This window comes from Frondihabitans sp. PAMC 28766 (genome assembly GCF_001577365.1).
Lineage (GTDB): Bacteria > Actinomycetota > Actinomycetes > Actinomycetales > Microbacteriaceae > Frondihabitans.
Window position 1 is genome coordinate 582,799 of the sequence record NZ_CP014513.1, and the last position, 15,379, is coordinate 598,177.

A 15,379-nucleotide genomic window follows, 5' to 3' on the forward strand; every position below is an offset into this window, starting at 1 on the left:
CCTCCATCGGTGCGGGGAACAGCGAGTGGGTTGTGCGCGCCGACCGTTGCAGGCGGTGACGCGGTTGCCCTACCCAAGCGGACTGGCCCGAAGGCCGTCAATGCCGTTCCGGCTCGGCGCAGCATCAAGCCGGGCCGTTCTGGCAGCAGCGTTTACGAGCACCGCGCTCAGAGCGAGCCGGCCACCAACCCGAGGGAATGCTCGAGGGTGCGCCGCAGCAGGTGCAAGTGCTCGGCGACCGAGCGGTAGCCGACGAGTCGGTAGGCCGTGGTCGAGTCGATGAGGGCCAGAAACTGCATCGCGACGAGCTCCGGGTCGACCTCGGCGAACTGCCCGGAGGTGACACCGTCGGCGACGAGACCGGTGAAGAGGGCGTTCCAGCCGACCATGCCGTCGCGTGCCGCCCGCGCAAGCGGGGCGTTGTGACGGCCGAGGCTCCAGGCATCGGCCCAGATCGAGTTGAAGTTGTCGTGGCTCTCGTCGAGCAGGCCCTCGATGATGGCCCGCATGCCGTCGAGCGGCGAGGGCGCCGTCGCCAGCTCGCGGGTGGTCTCGGCGAGCTCGTCGGCCGCGAGTTCTTCGAACGTCCGGGCGATCAGCGCGCCCATGGAGGGCTCGACCTCGGCGATCAGCCCCGGCGCTACGCTCAGGGTCGACGTGAGCCGCCGGAGGGTGATCCCCGCGAGACCGTAGGTCACCGCGATGCGGCGTGCGGCGGCATCGATCGCGGCGCTGCGCGAATCGGAGGCGCCGCCCAGGGGGCTCGTGGTCATGCCCCCAGTGTATTTTGCCGACGAACCCTCATGGAGTCAGGCCCGCCCCCACTTCGCGGCACCGGGCTGCCCCAGTTGAAGGGGGGTCGTAGTACTCCCCGCTCGAGAAGTTGTCGACGGAGTCGTTTCCGCGGTCGGCGGTGCGCCAACAAACACCGCGCGTCGCCGTGGAATCAATCACCTGCACTTCTGGTTGAGTTCTATACACACGCATAGAAAGGTGATCCGATGGCCACCGCAACCAACCCCGACAGGGTCGTCCCCGTCGTCGATCCTGCGACCGTTCAACTCGGCCTCGACACCTTCGGCGACGTCACCGAGGAGGCCGGGTCGACGCCCCTGGAGGGCGCCGTCACCAGCTACGCGCAGACGATCCGCCAGGTGCTCGACCAGGCGGTGCTGGCCGACCAGGTCGGCCTCGACTTCATCGGCGTCGGCGAGCACCACCGCGACGACTTCGCCGTCTCCGCCCCCGAGGTCGTGCTCGGCGCCATCGCGGCTCGTACGAAGAACATCCACATGGGCTCAGCCGTCACCGTGCTGTCCTCCGACGACCCCGTGCGCGTCTACGAGCGCTTCGCCACCGTCGATGCGCTCTCGAACGGGCGTGCCGAGGTCGTGCTCGGTCGCGGCTCGTTCACCGAGTCCTTTCCGCTGTTCGGTCTCGACCTGCAGGATTACGAGGTGCTCTTCGAAGAGAAGATCGATCTCTTCGCCGAACTGCTGAAAGACGGCCCCGTCACCTGGAACGGCACGACGCGCGGCCCGCTGCAGGATCAGCTCGTCTTCCCCCGACCCGAATCGGGCACACTCAAGACCTGGGTCGGCGTCGGCGGCTCACCGCAGTCGGTGATCCGCGCCGCTCACTACGGCCTCGGCCTCTTCCTTGCCATCATCGGTGGTCAGCCCGCGCAGTTCGCCCCGTACGCCGACCTCTACCGCCGCGCTCTCGACCAGCTCGGGCAGCCGCAGCAGCCGATCGCGATGCACTCGCCCGGCTTCGTCGCCGCGACCGACGAAGAGGCTCTCGAGACGCTGTACCCGTACCAGTCGGCCCAGGTGACGAAGCTCGGTCGCGAGCGCGGCTGGCCGCCCTTCAGCCGCGAGCAGTACCTCGCGTCGGCCGCCGAGGACGGCGCGCTCTACGTGGGCTCACCCGAGACGGTGGCGCGCAAGATCGCGCGCAACCTCACGCTGCTCGGCGCCAGCCGCTTCGACATGAAGTACTCGATGGGCCCCCTGCCGCACGACGCGATGATGCGCAGCATCGAGCTCTACGGCACCGAGGTCGCCCCGATGGTGCGCGAGCTGATGGCGGAGGCGCCTGCTCCCGTCGCCTGATCCCCTTCGCCCTTACCTTTTCGGCACGATCTTCCCCTCCAGGAGGTGAGATCGTGCCGAAAAGGTAAGGGTCAGGTCGACTCCCGGCGCCGCAGCACGACCACTCCGAGCACGGCGCAGACGACGAAGCCGACGACGGCGAGCACCACCCCGCCGGCCTGCTGGTCGGCGAGCGGCGGCAGACCCCAGAGCCGGCCCATGGCGCCGTACCAGTCCGACAACAGCAGGCCGCTGCCGGTGGCGAGCAGCACGCCGACGACCACGGCGACGGCCGCGACGATCGCGACGACCAGGATCCTGATGCCTCGCCCGGCCCGAACCGGCACCGGGTCGACCCCGGCCACCGCCTGCGCGAACAGCCAGCCGACCAGCACGAGCTGAAGCACCATCACCAGGTGCCCCGAGTACGTCGTGACCGACCAGCGCAGCAGCGGCGTGTGGATCCAGGCCCAAAGCGAGACGCCGAGCAGGACCGGGCCGACCAGCGGGTACGTCAGCCACGCGGCGAGGCGCGATTGGACGGTGCCGATCAGCCACTCGCGGGGGCCGCGGCTGCCATCGGTGCGCTTCTGGATCGCGAGCAGCGCCAGAGTCCACGGTGAGGCCGACACGAGAAGAGCCGGCACGACGAACGCCACCACCGCCATCGTCACGACGTGCGCGCTCATCAGAGTCCGGTCGTAGGCGTGAGGCGCACCCGACGTGGCGTAGGCCAGCACCACGAGGCCGACGATCCACAGCACGAGGCGCCGGGTCGGCCACGAGTCGCCGCGGCCACGCAGGCGCACGACCCCCGCGATGGCGAAGGCGATCAGCAGCGCGCACGCGAGCAGCCACGGCAGGTCGACGCCCGTGGCGATCACCCAGCGCACCGGCGTGAGGGCTGTGGGCAGCACCTGCCCGGTGAGGAACTCCGCCGGGCTCACCCCCGACGTGTCGCCGAGCGCTGCCTGCGAGACGGGCGTCGCAGTGCGGGCGAGCGCCGCGGCGATGCCCGAGGCGACCCCGAGGAAGCCCAGCTCGGCGGCGACGAACCACCAGAACGCCGGCGTGTTCTCGCGCAGCCGCTGCGTCCGTGCGCGCCTGACGTCGAGCCGCGTGATCACAACCCGGCGATGCACCACGCCGAACAGCCCTAGCAGCACCAGGGCGATGACCTTGGCGAGCACGAGCAGGCCGTAGGGCGACCCGATCTCGCGCCACGACCCGATCCTGATGGCCGCGGATGCTACGCCCGACACGGTCACGACCACGAAGCACAGCAGCGCGAGCGTCGAGTAACGCGACAGCACGCTGGCCAGCCGCCGCTCGAGCACCGGCCGCAGCAGCACCAGTGCGAGCAGCCCGCCGAGCCAGACGGCGGCCCCCTCCACGTGCAGCGCCAAGGCCGACACCGCAGCCTCGTGGCTCGCGGCGCCCGCGGCGTGCCCCTGTTCGGCGATCGGGATGAGCCCCGCGCCGGCGACGAGCGCGACGATCAGCACACCGCTGACGCTGCGGATCGCGAAGCACAGCACCGTCACCGCGGCGGCGGTCAGCGTCGACACCAGCCACGCCACACCGAGGGCCGTGTTGGTCAGGAAGAAGGCGAGCGACTGCCCGAACTTCTCGTCGGCGGTCAGCGACACGTTCGAGACGCTGAGGAAGGTGAAGAAGCCCGTGACGCAGGATGCCACGGTCCATAACAGGGCCCCGGCCGAGGCGATGTCGAGGGCCCGGTTCCACTCGGGGCGATCGGGCGTCAGGGCGAAGCAGGCGAGCGTGAGCGCCCCGATCGCGAGGCTGGCGCCGAGATCCGTGACCACCGTCGCCGCCGGCAGCCCGAACCGCACGATCGCGCCGGGATCCGCGAGGGGGAGCGGTGCCGCGGCGCCGCCGGCGAAGAGGGCCACGACGAGGGCCACGAACGCCGCCAGCACGAGAAGGGCCGGCCCGGCGAGTCGAGTCAGTCGTGGCACCCGGTAAGCCTAACGAGCCGGTGGCGCCGTTAACTGAAGGAAGGGACGTCGCCCGAGGGCGACGTCCCTTCCTTGCGAAGGAGTCGAACGACTACTTGACGGCTGCCTTGAGCTTCGAGCCGGCGCTGACCTTGACGCTGTCGCTGGCGGCGATCTCGAGAGCGGCACCCGTCTGCGGGTTGCGGCCGGTGCGAGCGGCGCGGTGCGTCTTCTCGAACGCGAGCCAGCCCGGGATCGAGACCTTGGTGCCGTCGGCGACGCTCTTGGCGACGACCGAGAACAGTGCGTCGACGACGCCGTTGACGGCAGCCTGGCTCTGGCCCGACTCGGAAGCGACAGCTGCGACGAGCTCGGTACGGTTCAGTGACTTGTCAGCCATATGTTGTCCTCCTCGGACACGTTTCTGTTGTAGAAGCACCTTCGGTGTGAACGACCATCGATGATGGCCGTGAGGCGGCCCTTCCCAGCATCTGCAGGGGAGAACCGCCTCAGAACCTACCAGGAAGACTTCGTGATGCCCGGCAATTCGCCTCGGTGAGCCATGTCGCGGAAGCGGACACGGCTGACACCGAACTCGTTGAGGTAACCGCGCGGGCGACCGTCGATGGCGTCGCGACCGCGAACGCGGACCGGCGAGGCGTTGCGGGGCAGCTTCTGCAGGCCCACGCGAGCGGCCTCGCGGCTCTCGTCGGTGCCGTTTGGGTCGATCAGGGCCTTCTTCAGCTCGAGGCGCTTCGTGGCGTAGCGGGCCACGATCACCTTGCGCTGCTCGTTCTTGGCAACCATGCTCTTCTTGGCCATGTTTAGCGCTCCTCGCGGAATTCGACGTGCTTGCGGATCACCGGGTCGTACTTCTTGAGCACGAGACGGTCGGGGTTGTTGCGACGGTTCTTCTTGGTCACGTACGTGAAACCGGTGCCCGCCGTCGAGCGGAGCTTGATGATCGGACGGACGTCCTGCTGGCGTGCCATTAGATTTTCTCCCCACGTGCGAGCAGGTCTTTGACGACCTTCTCGATGCCGCGCGAGTCGATGACCTTGATGCCCTTGGCGCTGAGCGTCAGGGTGACGTTACGGCGCAGGCTCGGCACGTAGTAGGTCTTCTTCTGGATGTTCGGGTCGAAACGACGCTTGGTGCGTCGGTGCGAGTGCGAGATGTTGTGACCGAAGCCGGGAACGGCGCCGGTCACCTGGCAGGTTGCTGCCATGGTTTTCCTCCTAATACCGTAGAACGCAGCGTCTTCGAGAAGTCGCTGGGCGCTCTACCCAAGGTCACTTGTCGGCGTGCGTCATCCACTCTGCCGAGGCAGTGAAGCGTTGGAATCGGCCCACATGAGCGCAGATAGCACTCAACCAAAGGGAAATCCTACGTGACACGCCCGGCCCCTGCAACCCGCGGCCCCTCGCCACACCCGAGTTCGATCCGGTTCGACGAGCGAGGGACTGAGTTTCGGCCGAGGTCCCAGCGCCGCGGCGCTGGGACCTCGGCCGAGACCCGGGGTGTTACCGGGGGTCAGCCCGCGGCGGGGGAGGCCGAGGCGGCGGCAGCGGTGCAGGCGGGGCAGAGCCCGAAGACGTCGACCACGTGGTTCGGCTGCGTGAAGCCGTTGGCGGCGGCGACCGAGGCGGCCCACTGCTCGACGGGGTCGGCCGAGATCTCGACGGTGGTGCCGCAGTTGCGGCAGATGAGGTGATGGTGGTGCGCACCCGTCGTACAGACGCGGTAGAGGCTTTCGCCGTCCTGCTGCAGCGCGTCGACTTCGCCCTCCTGCTCGAGCGAGGCGAGAGCGCGATAGACGGTGGCGAGGCCGATCGTCGACCCCCCGTCGCGCAGGCTGGAGTGCAGCTCTTGAGCGCTCACGAACCCCTCGGTGCTGCCGAGAGCCGCCCGCACCGCTTCGCGCTGCCAGGTCTGCCGCTTCATGCGCCCACCTTCTCTTCCGTCGAGACCGGGGTCGAGGATGCCAGGCGAGCCGTGGGCTCCTGCGCCCGACGCCCGCGGCTGCGTCGCTCGCGGTACCCGCCGACGATGCGGCACACCAGCCAGATGAAGAACGAGATGGTCGTGACATAAGGCGAGATCGGCAGGCCGCCGCCGAGAGCGAGCAGGATCCCGCCGACCACGCTGGTCACGGCGAAGACGACGCTGAGCACCGGCACCCAGAGCGGCGAGACCGTGAGACGCAAGGCGGCCGCCGCCGGCGTGACGAGGAGCGACAGCACGAGAAGCGCGCCGACGATCTGCACCGAGACGGCGACCGAGAGGCCGAGCGCCAGCATGAAGACGATCGAGAGGCTTCGAACCGGCACGCCGGCGGCAGCCGCGACGTCGGGGTCGACGCTGGCGAAGGTCAGCGGGCGCCAGACCACGAGCAGCGTGACGATCACGACCACCGAGATGGCGAGCAACCAGCCGAGCTGCGGATTGTCGACCGAGACGATCTGGCCGGTCAGCAGACCGAACTTGTTGGCCGACCGCCCCTGATAGAGGGCGAGGCACAGGATGCCGAGACCCAGGCCGAACGGCATCAACACGGCGATGATCGAGTTGCGCTCTCGCGCGCGACTGCCCAGCAACCCGATGATCAGGGCGGCCAGCACACTGCCCACGAGCGAGCCGGTCACCACGTTCACGCCGATCAGCAGCGCGATCGAGGCGCCGGCGAACGACAGCTCGCTGATGCCGTGCACCGCGAACGGCAGGTTGCGCGTGATCACGAACGGGCCGATGAGGCCGCCCACGATGCCGAGCAGCGCGCCGGCGATGATCGAGTTGCGCACCAGGGCGACGAGCTCGCCGAAGTTCTGGAACGACAGGATGTGATTCAGCACGTCGGGAGTCATCGCACCAGCCCTTCGGCGTCGTGACCGGCATCGGCATGATGGTGGGTATGGTCGTGAACGTCGCCGCCGGCCGCCTCGGTGCTGCCCACGATGACGATCCTGCCCATGGTTCGGATCACGTCGACCGGGGTGCCATAGAGGTCGGAGAGCACTGACGACTGCAGGACCTCGTCGGGCGTGCCGATGGTGAACCGCCCCCCGGCGATGTAGACCACGCGGTCGACGACGTCGAGGATCGGGTTGACGTCGTGCGTGACGAAGACGACGGCCGCGCCCATCGAGCGGCGCTGCCCGTCGATGAGCTCGGTGACGCCGCGCTGGTGGCGGAGGTCGAGCGAGATCAGCGGCTCGTCGCAGAGCAGAAGGGCGGGCTGGGCCGCGAGGGCCTGGCCGACGCGGGCGCGCTGCTGCTCGCCGCCCGAGAGCGATGCGACCGGGGCCTTCGCGAACGAGGCCGCGCCGACCTCGTCGACGAGAGCGTCGATCCGGGCGCGCTCGTCGCGGGTCTCGCGGCGCAGGCCGAATCGGTGCCCGAGCACCCCGAGCGAGATCATGTCGCGGGTGCGGAGCGGCGTGCCCTGCTCCATCAGCCGCTGCTGCGGGATGTAGCCGATCTTGCGGTGGCCGCGCTTGACGGGCTGCCCGAGGAAGTCGATGCTGCCGTTCGACAGCTCTTGCTGACCCAGGATCGCCTTGAGCAGCGTGGTCTTGCCGGCGCCGTTCGGCCCCAGCACGGCGACGAACTCGCCCCCGCGCACATCGAGATCGAGGCCCGACCAGAGCTGCCGGTCGCCGAAGCGCATGCCCGCATCGCGCAGGCTCAGAACCGCCGCGTCACTCACTGGGCAAGCGCCACCTTGATCTTGTCGATGTTGCCCTGCTGCCAGGTCTCGTAGGTCGTGCCCTTCGGAAGCGTCTCGGTGACGGGCACGACCGGCACTCCGGCCGCCTTGGCCGCCGCCTGCACCTGCGACGTCTCGGGGCTCGACGCCTGCTCGTTGTAGGCGAGCAGCTTCACGCTCTTGTTCTGCATCAGCTTCAGCGTGTCGTTCAGTGCCGCCGGGGGCACGTCGTTGCCCTCTTCGACGGCGTGCGAGAACGCCTCGGGCGTCACGTTGACGAGGCCCATGGCGTCGAACAGGTAGCCGGGCACGGGCTCGGTGTACGAGACCTTGTCACCGTCGAACTGCTTTTTGAGGGCCGCCGTCTCGCCCTCGAGCGTCGTCATCTTGCCGAGAAAGGTGGCGGCGTTCGTGAAGAACGTCTTCGACTTCGACGGGTCGGCCTTCGCGAAGTCGGCCGCCATCGCGTCAGCGACCTTGCCCATCGTCGGGTAGTCGAAGAACACGTGCTCGTTGAGGTCGCCGTCGACGGCCTTCTTGCCGGAGAGCTTCACCGCGTTGATGAGCGCCGCCTTGCTGCTGACCGACGAGCGCATGGTGTCGACGTAGTCGTCGTAGCCGCCGCCGTTCTCGATGATCACCTGGGCCTTCGAGATGGCGAGCTGGGTCTGGGCGTCGGCCTCGAACGAATGCGGATCCTGGTTGGGGTTGGTCAGGATGCTGGTCACCGACACCGCGTTGCCGCCGATCTGCGAAGCGATGTCGCCGTACACGTCGGTGGAGGCCACGACCCGCACCTGGCCGCCGGGCGCCGTCGTCGAGGTGCCGGGGTCGGAGCTGCTCGAGCAGCCGGCGAGCAGGAGGGAACTCGCTGCGAGGGCGGCGGCGGCGAGGGTGACTCTGAACTTCATGACGGCGACGCTATCGCTAAATGATAATCATTGTCAAAAGCGCGCGGCACCGAGGTACCACGAGAAGACATCAAGAGAATGACGGTGTGATATATGGACTTGCCTAGCCTTGTCGGCATGACCTCTCCCGCCTTCATCGCCCGCGCCGACAGTCTCGGCAAGTCCTACGGATCAGGCGACAGCGCCGTCCACGCCCTCTCCGACGTCACAGTCGGCTTCCGCACCGCTGAGTTCACGGCCGTCATGGGCCCGTCGGGCTCGGGCAAGTCCACCCTGATGCACATCCTCGCCGGCCTCGACTCGCCGACCTCCGGCACCGTCCACCTCGGCCAAACCGACATCACCGGCCTCGGCGACGACGAGCTCACCCTGCTCCGCCGCCGCCGGGTCGGCTTCGTCTTCCAAGCGTTCAACCTCGTGCCGACGCTCGACGTGCGCTCCAACATCCTGCTTCCCTTCGATCTCGACGGCCGCAAGCCGACTCGCGACGAACAGGCGTGGATCGACCACCTCGTCCAGGCGCTGGGGCTGCAGGATCGCGTGAAGCACCGCCCGCACGAGCTCAGCGGCGGGCAACAGCAGCGCGTGGCCATCGCGCGTGCGCTCGCCTCGCGCCCTGAACTGATCTTCGCAGACGAGCCCACCGGCAACCTCGACTCCCGCACGGGGCGAGAAGTCCTGACGCTCCTGTCGACCGCCTCGCGCGAGTACGGCCAGAGCATCGCGATGGTGACGCACGACCCCGTGGCAGCGAGCTTCGCCGACCGCGTCGTCATCCTGGCCGACGGCCGCGTGGTGAACGAGCTCGGTCGCTCGACGCCCGAAGACATCTCGCGCATCATGCTCGCCATGGAGGTGGCCTCGTGACCGCCGTCGTCTCGCGCGACCATCGCACCACGATCGTCGTCACCGCTCTCGGCTCGGCCTTCGGCGTCGCCCTGCTCGGTGTGGTCTCCCTGGTCGACCAGGTCACGAGAGCCCAGGATCCCGGGCTGGCGCAATCCGATCAGGGCAGCCTCATCCTGCAGATGGTGGCCATCGTCTTCCTCGCGCTCTCGATCTACGTCGGAGCGATCGTGACCGCGAACACGTTCTCGACCGTGATCGCCGGGCGCACGAAGACGATCGCGCTGATGCGCCTGCTGGGTTCCACGGCCCGGTCGCAGCGTCGCGCCGTCGTCGCTGAGAGCCTCCGCGTCGGCGTCGTCGGCAGCCTTCTCGGCGCGGTCGTCGGACTCGGTCTCGAGATCGGCTTCGCCCGGGTGCTCGTCGCCCTTGACGAGGCACCGGAGTTCTCTTACCGGTATCTCTCGGCGTCCATGCTCTTTCCCGTCGTCGCCGTCGTCGCGGCCACCGTCCTGGCCGGCCGAGTCGGCTCGCGCAGCGTGCTGGTAGTGAGCCCGATGGCCGCGAGCTCGTCGGCCCAGGAGGCATCCTCGGCCGAAGCGGCCTCGCGCCGCGGGCGGCACATCGTCGCACTCGTTCTCGTCATCGCCGGCGGCCTCCTGCTCGGGCTCGGGCTCCTGGTGGGGCTCGTCAGCGCCAGCGGCGTGCTGCTGGGGCTGCTCGGCGGGATGTTGTCGTTCTCGGGTGTCGTCGCCGGCGCCGATGTCGTGATGCCCCTGTGCCTCCGACTCGTCGGCCGGGCCTTCGGCACGAGCGCTCCGGCGCGCCTGGCCGCTGCGAACGCCTCGCGGCATCCCGATCGCAGCGCTCGATCCACCATTGGCATGGTGGTCGGGGTGACGCTCGTCATCACGTTCGCCGTCGCCTTGACGACTCTTCAACAGACCCTTCAGGCCATGCACCAGGGAGAGGGCGACGGAGGCTTCGGTGTCATCATCACCGTCTTCACCTGCCTGACCGGTTTCGCGGCCATCATCGCCGCCGTCGGCATGGTCAACAACCTGTCGCTCAGCGTGCACCAGCGGAGCCGCGAGATCGGCATGCTGCGAGCGCTCGGCTTCACAAGGAGCCAGGTGCGCCGCATGATCCTGGCCGAGTCCGCGCAGATGGCGATCACCTCGCTCGTGACCGGCCTCGTGCTCGGCACCGTCTACGGCTGGTGCGGGGCGCAGTCGATGCTGGGCTCCGTCAGCAAGACGCTGGTGCTGCCTTCGATCCCGATTCCGCTCGTCGTCGTTCTCGTGCTGGCCGCGCTCGTCCTGGCGGCCGGCGCCTCACTCGCTCCCAGTCGCCGAGCCACGCGCGTCACCCCGGTCGCAGCTCTCCGCGTCGACTGACCCACCCTTCACCTCGAAAGGCATCACCATCATGAAGAAGCCCCTCGCCATCACCCTGGCCGCTCTCGCCGCCGTCGCCGTCGCCGGCGCCGGAGTCGGCGCCTTCTCGCAGCGCGACCTCATCGACGAGGTCCTCACGCACGAGAAGACCTATACGTTCGACGACATCCCGGCCCTCGAGTCGTTCCGGGCGCAGAGCACCACGCCGCCTTTCACGACGCGCCAGCGGGAGTGGATGCCCGACGACGCCACGAGCATCGAAATGAAGTTCGTCACGACGGAGAAGCCGGGCTGGGACATCCGGTTCATCACGAAGTCGGGCCTGACTCCGACAATCCTCGCCGCCGGCAAGTGCTCGCCCGTGGCGAAGACTCCGAAGCCTGTCCTCGAGGTCGACTGGCTCCCCTCCGACCTGTCGACGGGCGCCTCGTACTGCACGAGCGACCAGTCGTACGTCGTGCAGAAGGGCGACACCGTCTACGGCTGGCAGGCCGCCGACGCGAAGACGTACCCGAAGGCCTCGTGACGGTACCTCGGTATCATTGTATGATATTTCATATCGACGTACGCTTGACCTCATGATCCAAGCAACCTCCCTCACCAAGACCTACGGTGACAAGACCGCGGTCGACGGCATCTCCTTCACCGTCGAACCCGGCTACGTCACCGGCTTCCTGGGGCCGAACGGCTCCGGCAAGTCCACGACCATGCGCATGATCGTCGGCCTCGACCGCCCCACCGCGGGTCGCGTGACCGTCAACGGCAGCGCCTACGCCGACCACGCGGCGCCGCTGCACGAGGTCGGCATCCTGCTCGACGCGAAAGCGGCTCACCCGGCCCGCACAGCCCGCAACCACCTCCGCTGCATCGCCCGCACGCACGGCATCTCGAACCGTCGCGTCGACGAGGTCATCGGCATGACCGGGCTCGAGGCCGTCGCCGGCAAACGCGTCGGCAAATTCTCGCTCGGCATGGGCCAGCGCGTCGGCATCGCCAGCGTGCTTCTCGGCGACCCGCAGACCGTCATCCTCGACGAGCCCGTCAACGGCCTCGACCCCGAGGGCGTGCAGTGGGTGCGTTCGCTCTGCCGCTCGCTCGCCGCCGAGGGCCGCGCCGTGCTGCTCTCCAGCCACCTCATGGACGAGATGGCCAAGACGGCCGACCGCGTCATCGTGCTCGGCAGGGGCCGGGTGATCGCCGACGCCACGATGGACGACATCATCGCGGGCTCCGGCACCGAGACCATCCGCGTGCGAAGCACCGACCTCGACCGGCTCGGCCAGGTGCTCACCCCGCTGGGCGCTTCCCTCACCCGCACCGCCGCCGACACCGCCGAGATCGCAGGATCGACGACCGAGCAGGTCGCGCAGACGGCCGCTGCCCACGGCGTGGTCCTCTTCGAGATCGCGGCCGTGCAGACCTCGCTCGAAGACGCCTTCTTCGCCCTCACCCACGACGCGGTCGAGTACCGCACCTCGAACCACGAAGCCTCCCGGGAGACGAACCGATGACCACCGCCACCCTCACCTCGGGCCGCCGCTCGGCCGGCCCGGCCGAGACGCCCCGCTGGTCGTTCGGCAACGTCGTCGCCGCCGAATTCACGAAGCTGTTCACGCTCCGCTCGACCTTCGTCATCGCAGCGATCATGGTCCTGATCTCGGTCGGGTTCGCCGCTCTGATCGCCGGCACCTGGGGCGACATCGGGGCCACGGCATCAGCCGGAGTCGTCTACGCGTCGGTGATCGCCTCGTCGGTCAGCTTCGCTCAGCTCGTCATCGGCGTCTTCGCTGTGCTGATCGTCTCGAACGAGTACGCCACGAACATGATCCAGTCGACACTGCTCGCGACGCCCAGACGTCTGCCCGTGCTCGCAGCGAAGATGATCACGGCCGGTGTCGTGAGTCTCGTGCTGTCAGCCCTCTCGTCCCTGCTGAGCTACGTCGTCGCTGCGGCCATGTTCGACAGCCAGGAGCTGCACGCACCTCTCAGCGACCCGAAGGTCATCGGCGCCATGGCCGGCTCGGCTCTCTACGTGCTGATCGTCGCGCTGTTCTCGACGACGATCGCGAGTGTCGTCCGAAGCTCGGCGGCCGGTATCGCAGTTGTGGCGGGGGTCTTCTTCGTCCTGCCGATCATTGCGCAGCTCGTCAAATTCGGCGACGTCACCCTCGGCACCTTCATCCTCGGCGGGGCGGCGCAGAACATCACCGGCAGCTTCTGGCAGGACGGCGTCCAAGACCTGGCGACGTGCTGGATCGTCGCCGCCGTCTGGATCGTCATTCCTGCGCTCGCCTCAGTCGTGCTGCTCACGAAGCGCGACGCCTGACCCGTGTCCCTTCACCCGAGGCCCTCGACCGCCGCGCTGCGCGTGGTCGGGGGCCTCGGGCGATCGCGGTGGAGGCTCACGTACAGTGAGGTCATGTCCTCGTCGACGGCGTCCAATCGCGCTCCGAGCGAAGACGACCTCCTGCTGCCCCGCCCTCCGGGTGTGGTGCGCCGCTACTGGATGCGGCACGCACGATTCGCCGACGTCCTGATCGCCATCGCCGGTCTGATCCTCGTCTACCCCGAGAGCATCGACACGGGGCTCGGGCTGCAAGGGGCCGACTGGCTCGATCACGGCTGGCTGATCCTGGCCGTGCTGTCGGCCGCCGTCCTCGTCTTCCGGCGGACGCGGCCACTCGCCACTCTCGGTGTCCAGATCGTCCTCGGGGCCGTGCTGGCGGCTGTGGCCGGCACCTCGCTCGTCGCCACGACGTTGCTGGGGGTCTACGCCGTCGCGGTCTACAGCAGGCCTCTCTACGCCTGGATCGGCTCTGCTCTCGCCTACGGCGGCATGTGGCTCGGTGCCGGGATCAGCGGGCACTTCCCCGACGCGAACTCCGTCTTCCTGGTCGGCCTCGTCATCGTGCTGCTCTTCGGCTCGAACATCGGCAACCGTCGCCGCTACCTCCAGGCCCTGATCGGCAGAGCAGCGCAGCTCGCTCGCGAACGCGACCAGCAGGGGCTGCTCGCCACGGCGGCAGAACGCGCCCGGATCGCTCGCGAGATGCACGACGTCGTCGCCCACAGCCTCTCGGTCGTGGTTCGGCTCTCGGACGGGGCCGAAGCGGTGGCCGAGTCGGATCCTGCGCGCTCCCGCGAAGCAGTCCGGCAGATCGGCGAGGTCGGCCGCGAGTCCCTCCGCGACATGCGCCGCCTCCTCGGCGTCCTTCGTGACGGCGAGGGCGACGACAGCCCCGAGCTCGGGCCGCAGCCCACTTTGGCGGAGCTCGACCACCTCGTCGAGACGTATCGCGCCACGGGTCTGCCCGTCGCCGTCCAGCAGAGCGGCACACCGCCGACCGATGCGGGTGTCCAGGTCGCTGTCTACCGAGCCGTGCAGGAGTCGCTGACGAACGCCCTGCGCTATTCGCGCGAACCGAATCGCGTGCTGGTGCAGCTGGACTACACCCGGGGTGTCGCGATCGAAGTGACCGACGACGGCCTCAACCTCGGGCCAATGGCGTCCGTCGGCACGGGGCGAGGTCTCGTCGGGCTGCGCGAACGTGCCGCCGTCTTCGGCGGCACGGTCGAGGCCGGCCCGCGCATCGATCCGACGACCGGGCAGGATGGTGGCGGGTGGCGAGTCCGCGTCATCCTGCCCCCTGCGCGAGAGGACCACCGATGACCGACATCACCCTGCTGCTGGTCGACGATCAAGACCTGCTCCGGGCCGGGATGGCCATGGTGCTGGGCTCAGCGGATGGGATCCGCGTGGTCGGCGAGGCGACCAACGGCGAGGCCGCCGTGACACGAGCAGCAGAGCTCCGACCCGACGTCGTGCTCATGGACGTCCGGATGCCCGGGCTCGACGGCATCGAGGCGACCCGGCGCATCGTGGCGGCTCGGCCCGAAACGCGCGTCATCATTCTGACCACCTTCGACCTCGACGAGTACGCCTTCGGCGGGCTCAACGCGGGCGCCAGCGGCTTCCTGCTGAAGGACGCGCCCGCCGCCGACCTGATCCAGGCCATTCGCACCGTCGCCGGCGGAGAGGCGATCGTGTCGCCGCGCATCACGCAGCGGATGCTCGAGATGTATCGCGGCAAGATGCCCGATCGGGTGGCCGTCGAGCCCGCCGCGTCACCACTGTCCGAGCGCGAGCACGAGGTGCTCGTCGCCATCGGGCGGGGCCTCTCCAACACCGAGATCGCCGCTGAGCTGTTCCTGTCCGAGTCGACGGTCAAGACGCACGTCGGCCGCGTGCTGGCCAAGCTCGAGCTTCGCGACCGGGTTCAGGCCGTCATCCACGCGTACCAGGAGGGGCTCGTCTAGCTGTGTCTCTCAATTGGCCACGGGCCGTGGTGAAGTGAGAGACACGGCCTAGCCGCTCGTGCACGTCCTCACGCCCACGGCCGCCGGCGTCGTGGGCAACGACCTACGACCTACCCGCGGTTCGTCGTGGCGTCCGGCGCAGCCGTCTGGA

The 15,379-nt window shown here is 68.8% G+C and carries 18 protein-coding genes; 8 read left to right on the forward strand and 10 right to left on the reverse strand.

All coding sequences use genetic code 11. The features are described from left to right. Positions 1–167 precede the first annotated feature (167 nt). Positions 168–773, reverse strand: coding sequence for a TetR family transcriptional regulator C-terminal domain-containing protein (locus AX769_RS02815; RefSeq protein ID WP_066275725.1), 606 nt, complete (start codon positions 771–773; stop codon positions 168–170). Positions 774–1,001: 228 nt separating this feature from the next. On the opposite strand from AX769_RS02815, the gene AX769_RS02820 reads away from it, so the two are divergent. Then, a complete protein-coding gene (locus AX769_RS02820) occupies positions 1,002–2,114 on the forward strand; it encodes an LLM class flavin-dependent oxidoreductase (protein WP_066275728.1) in 1,113 nt (370 codons plus the stop codon). Positions 2,115–2,185: 71 nt separating this feature from the next. Here AX769_RS02820 and AX769_RS02825 read toward each other — a convergent pair whose 3' ends face one another. The 9 genes from AX769_RS02825 to AX769_RS02865 form a co-directional block, all read right to left on the reverse strand. Further along, positions 2,186–4,072, reverse strand: a complete 1,887-nt coding sequence (locus AX769_RS02825; RefSeq protein WP_082763439.1) for a cytochrome c oxidase assembly protein — start codon at positions 4,070–4,072, stop codon at positions 2,186–2,188. Positions 4,073–4,163: 91 nt separating this feature from the next. Then, positions 4,164–4,451 carry an HU family DNA-binding protein gene (locus tag AX769_RS02830; protein ID WP_066275733.1) on the reverse strand — a complete coding sequence of 96 codons (288 nt, stop codon included), beginning with the start codon at positions 4,449–4,451 and terminating at the stop codon, positions 4,164–4,166. A gap of 116 nt (positions 4,452–4,567) precedes the next feature. Next, positions 4,568–4,873 carry a 30S ribosomal protein S14 gene (rpsN, locus tag AX769_RS02835; protein WP_066275736.1) on the reverse strand — a complete coding sequence of 102 codons (306 nt, stop codon included), beginning with the start codon at positions 4,871–4,873 and terminating at the stop codon, positions 4,568–4,570. 2 nt (positions 4,874–4,875) lie between these two features. Further along, positions 4,876–5,043, reverse strand: coding sequence for a 50S ribosomal protein L33 (gene rpmG / locus AX769_RS02840; RefSeq protein ID WP_043595944.1), 168 nt, complete (start codon positions 5,041–5,043; stop codon positions 4,876–4,878). Continuing rightward, positions 5,043–5,279, reverse strand: coding sequence for a 50S ribosomal protein L28 (gene rpmB, locus AX769_RS02845; protein ID WP_066275737.1), 237 nt, complete (start codon positions 5,277–5,279; stop codon positions 5,043–5,045). The genes rpmG and rpmB overlap by 1 nt, the downstream gene beginning before the upstream one ends. Positions 5,280–5,584: 305 nt before the next feature. Next, positions 5,585–5,995 carry a Fur family transcriptional regulator gene (locus AX769_RS02850; protein WP_066275738.1) on the reverse strand — a complete coding sequence of 137 codons (411 nt, stop codon included), beginning with the start codon at positions 5,993–5,995 and terminating at the stop codon, positions 5,585–5,587. Further along, positions 5,992–6,915 (reverse strand): metal ABC transporter permease, encoded by a 924-nt coding sequence (locus AX769_RS02855; protein ID WP_066275741.1) that lies wholly within the window; start codon positions 6,913–6,915, stop codon positions 5,992–5,994. Before AX769_RS02855 ends, AX769_RS02850 begins: the two co-directional genes overlap by 4 nt. Beyond that, a complete protein-coding gene (locus AX769_RS02860; protein WP_066275743.1) occupies positions 6,912–7,757 on the reverse strand; it encodes a metal ABC transporter ATP-binding protein in 846 nt (281 codons plus the stop codon). Before AX769_RS02860 ends, AX769_RS02855 begins: the two co-directional genes overlap by 4 nt. Continuing rightward, entirely contained in the window at positions 7,754–8,668 is a 915-nt protein-coding gene (locus AX769_RS02865; protein ID WP_066275745.1) for a metal ABC transporter solute-binding protein, Zn/Mn family, read from the reverse strand. The genes AX769_RS02860 and AX769_RS02865 overlap by 4 nt, the downstream gene beginning before the upstream one ends. Positions 8,669–8,785: 117 nt before the next feature. Between AX769_RS02865 and AX769_RS02870 the strand changes: the two genes are divergently transcribed. The 7 genes from AX769_RS02870 to AX769_RS02900 all read left to right on the forward strand — a co-directional run bounded on the left by AX769_RS02870 (position 8,786) and on the right by AX769_RS02900 (position 15,228). Beyond that, positions 8,786–9,535: an ABC transporter ATP-binding protein gene (locus tag AX769_RS02870; protein WP_066275747.1), complete on the forward strand. Its 750-nt coding sequence runs from the start codon at positions 8,786–8,788 to the stop codon at positions 9,533–9,535. Continuing rightward, a complete protein-coding gene (locus tag AX769_RS02875; RefSeq protein WP_066275754.1) occupies positions 9,532–10,911 on the forward strand; it encodes an ABC transporter permease in 1,380 nt (459 codons plus the stop codon). Before AX769_RS02870 ends, AX769_RS02875 begins: the two co-directional genes overlap by 4 nt. A gap of 31 nt (positions 10,912–10,942) precedes the next feature. Beyond that, positions 10,943–11,437, forward strand: a complete 495-nt coding sequence (locus tag AX769_RS02880; RefSeq protein ID WP_066275757.1) for a hypothetical protein — start codon at positions 10,943–10,945, stop codon at positions 11,435–11,437. A 52-nt stretch (positions 11,438–11,489) separates the two neighbouring features. Continuing rightward, a complete protein-coding gene (locus AX769_RS02885) occupies positions 11,490–12,422 on the forward strand; it encodes an ABC transporter ATP-binding protein (protein ID WP_066275759.1) in 933 nt (310 codons plus the stop codon). Further along, the gene (locus tag AX769_RS02890; protein ID WP_066275762.1) at positions 12,419–13,237 is read left to right on the forward strand and encodes an ABC transporter permease; all 819 of its coding nucleotides are present in this window, start codon (positions 12,419–12,421) and stop codon (positions 13,235–13,237) included. Before AX769_RS02885 ends, AX769_RS02890 begins: the two co-directional genes overlap by 4 nt. A 93-nt stretch (positions 13,238–13,330) precedes the next feature. Then, positions 13,331–14,581, forward strand: coding sequence for a sensor histidine kinase (locus AX769_RS02895; RefSeq protein WP_157887412.1), 1,251 nt, complete (start codon positions 13,331–13,333; stop codon positions 14,579–14,581). Beyond that, a complete protein-coding gene (locus AX769_RS02900) occupies positions 14,578–15,228 on the forward strand; it encodes a response regulator transcription factor (RefSeq protein WP_066275771.1) in 651 nt (216 codons plus the stop codon). Before AX769_RS02895 ends, AX769_RS02900 begins: the two co-directional genes overlap by 4 nt. The last annotated feature ends 151 nt before the right edge of the window (positions 15,229–15,379 follow it).

Coding starts and splice junctions, on each gene's coding strand:
- AX769_RS02815 (WP_066275725.1), bottom strand. CDS start 773: ATGACCACGAGCCCCCTGGGCGGCGCCTCCGATTCGCGCAGCGCCGCG.
- AX769_RS02870 (WP_066275747.1), top strand. CDS start 8,786: ATGACCTCTCCCGCCTTCATCGCCCGCGCCGACAGTCTCGGCAAGTCC.
- rpmG (WP_043595944.1), bottom strand. CDS start 5,043: ATGGCACGCCAGCAGGACGTCCGTCCGATCATCAAGCTCCGCTCGACG.
- rpmB (WP_066275737.1), bottom strand. CDS start 5,279: ATGGCAGCAACCTGCCAGGTGACCGGCGCCGTTCCCGGCTTCGGTCAC.
- AX769_RS02895 (WP_157887412.1), top strand. CDS start 13,331: ATGTCCTCGTCGACGGCGTCCAATCGCGCTCCGAGCGAAGACGACCTC.
- AX769_RS02830 (WP_066275733.1), bottom strand. CDS start 4,451: ATGGCTGACAAGTCACTGAACCGTACCGAGCTCGTCGCAGCTGTCGCT.
- AX769_RS02855 (WP_066275741.1), bottom strand. CDS start 6,915: ATGACTCCCGACGTGCTGAATCACATCCTGTCGTTCCAGAACTTCGGC.
- AX769_RS02850 (WP_066275738.1), bottom strand. CDS start 5,995: ATGAAGCGGCAGACCTGGCAGCGCGAAGCGGTGCGGGCGGCTCTCGGC.
- AX769_RS02900 (WP_066275771.1), top strand. CDS start 14,578: ATGACCGACATCACCCTGCTGCTGGTCGACGATCAAGACCTGCTCCGG.
- AX769_RS02880 (WP_066275757.1), top strand. CDS start 10,943: ATGAAGAAGCCCCTCGCCATCACCCTGGCCGCTCTCGCCGCCGTCGCC.
- AX769_RS02885 (WP_066275759.1), top strand. CDS start 11,490: ATGATCCAAGCAACCTCCCTCACCAAGACCTACGGTGACAAGACCGCG.
- rpsN (WP_066275736.1), bottom strand. CDS start 4,873: ATGGCCAAGAAGAGCATGGTTGCCAAGAACGAGCAGCGCAAGGTGATC.
- AX769_RS02820 (WP_066275728.1), top strand. CDS start 1,002: ATGGCCACCGCAACCAACCCCGACAGGGTCGTCCCCGTCGTCGATCCT.
- AX769_RS02865 (WP_066275745.1), bottom strand. CDS start 8,668: ATGAAGTTCAGAGTCACCCTCGCCGCCGCCGCCCTCGCAGCGAGTTCC.
- AX769_RS02890 (WP_066275762.1), top strand. CDS start 12,419: ATGACCACCGCCACCCTCACCTCGGGCCGCCGCTCGGCCGGCCCGGCC.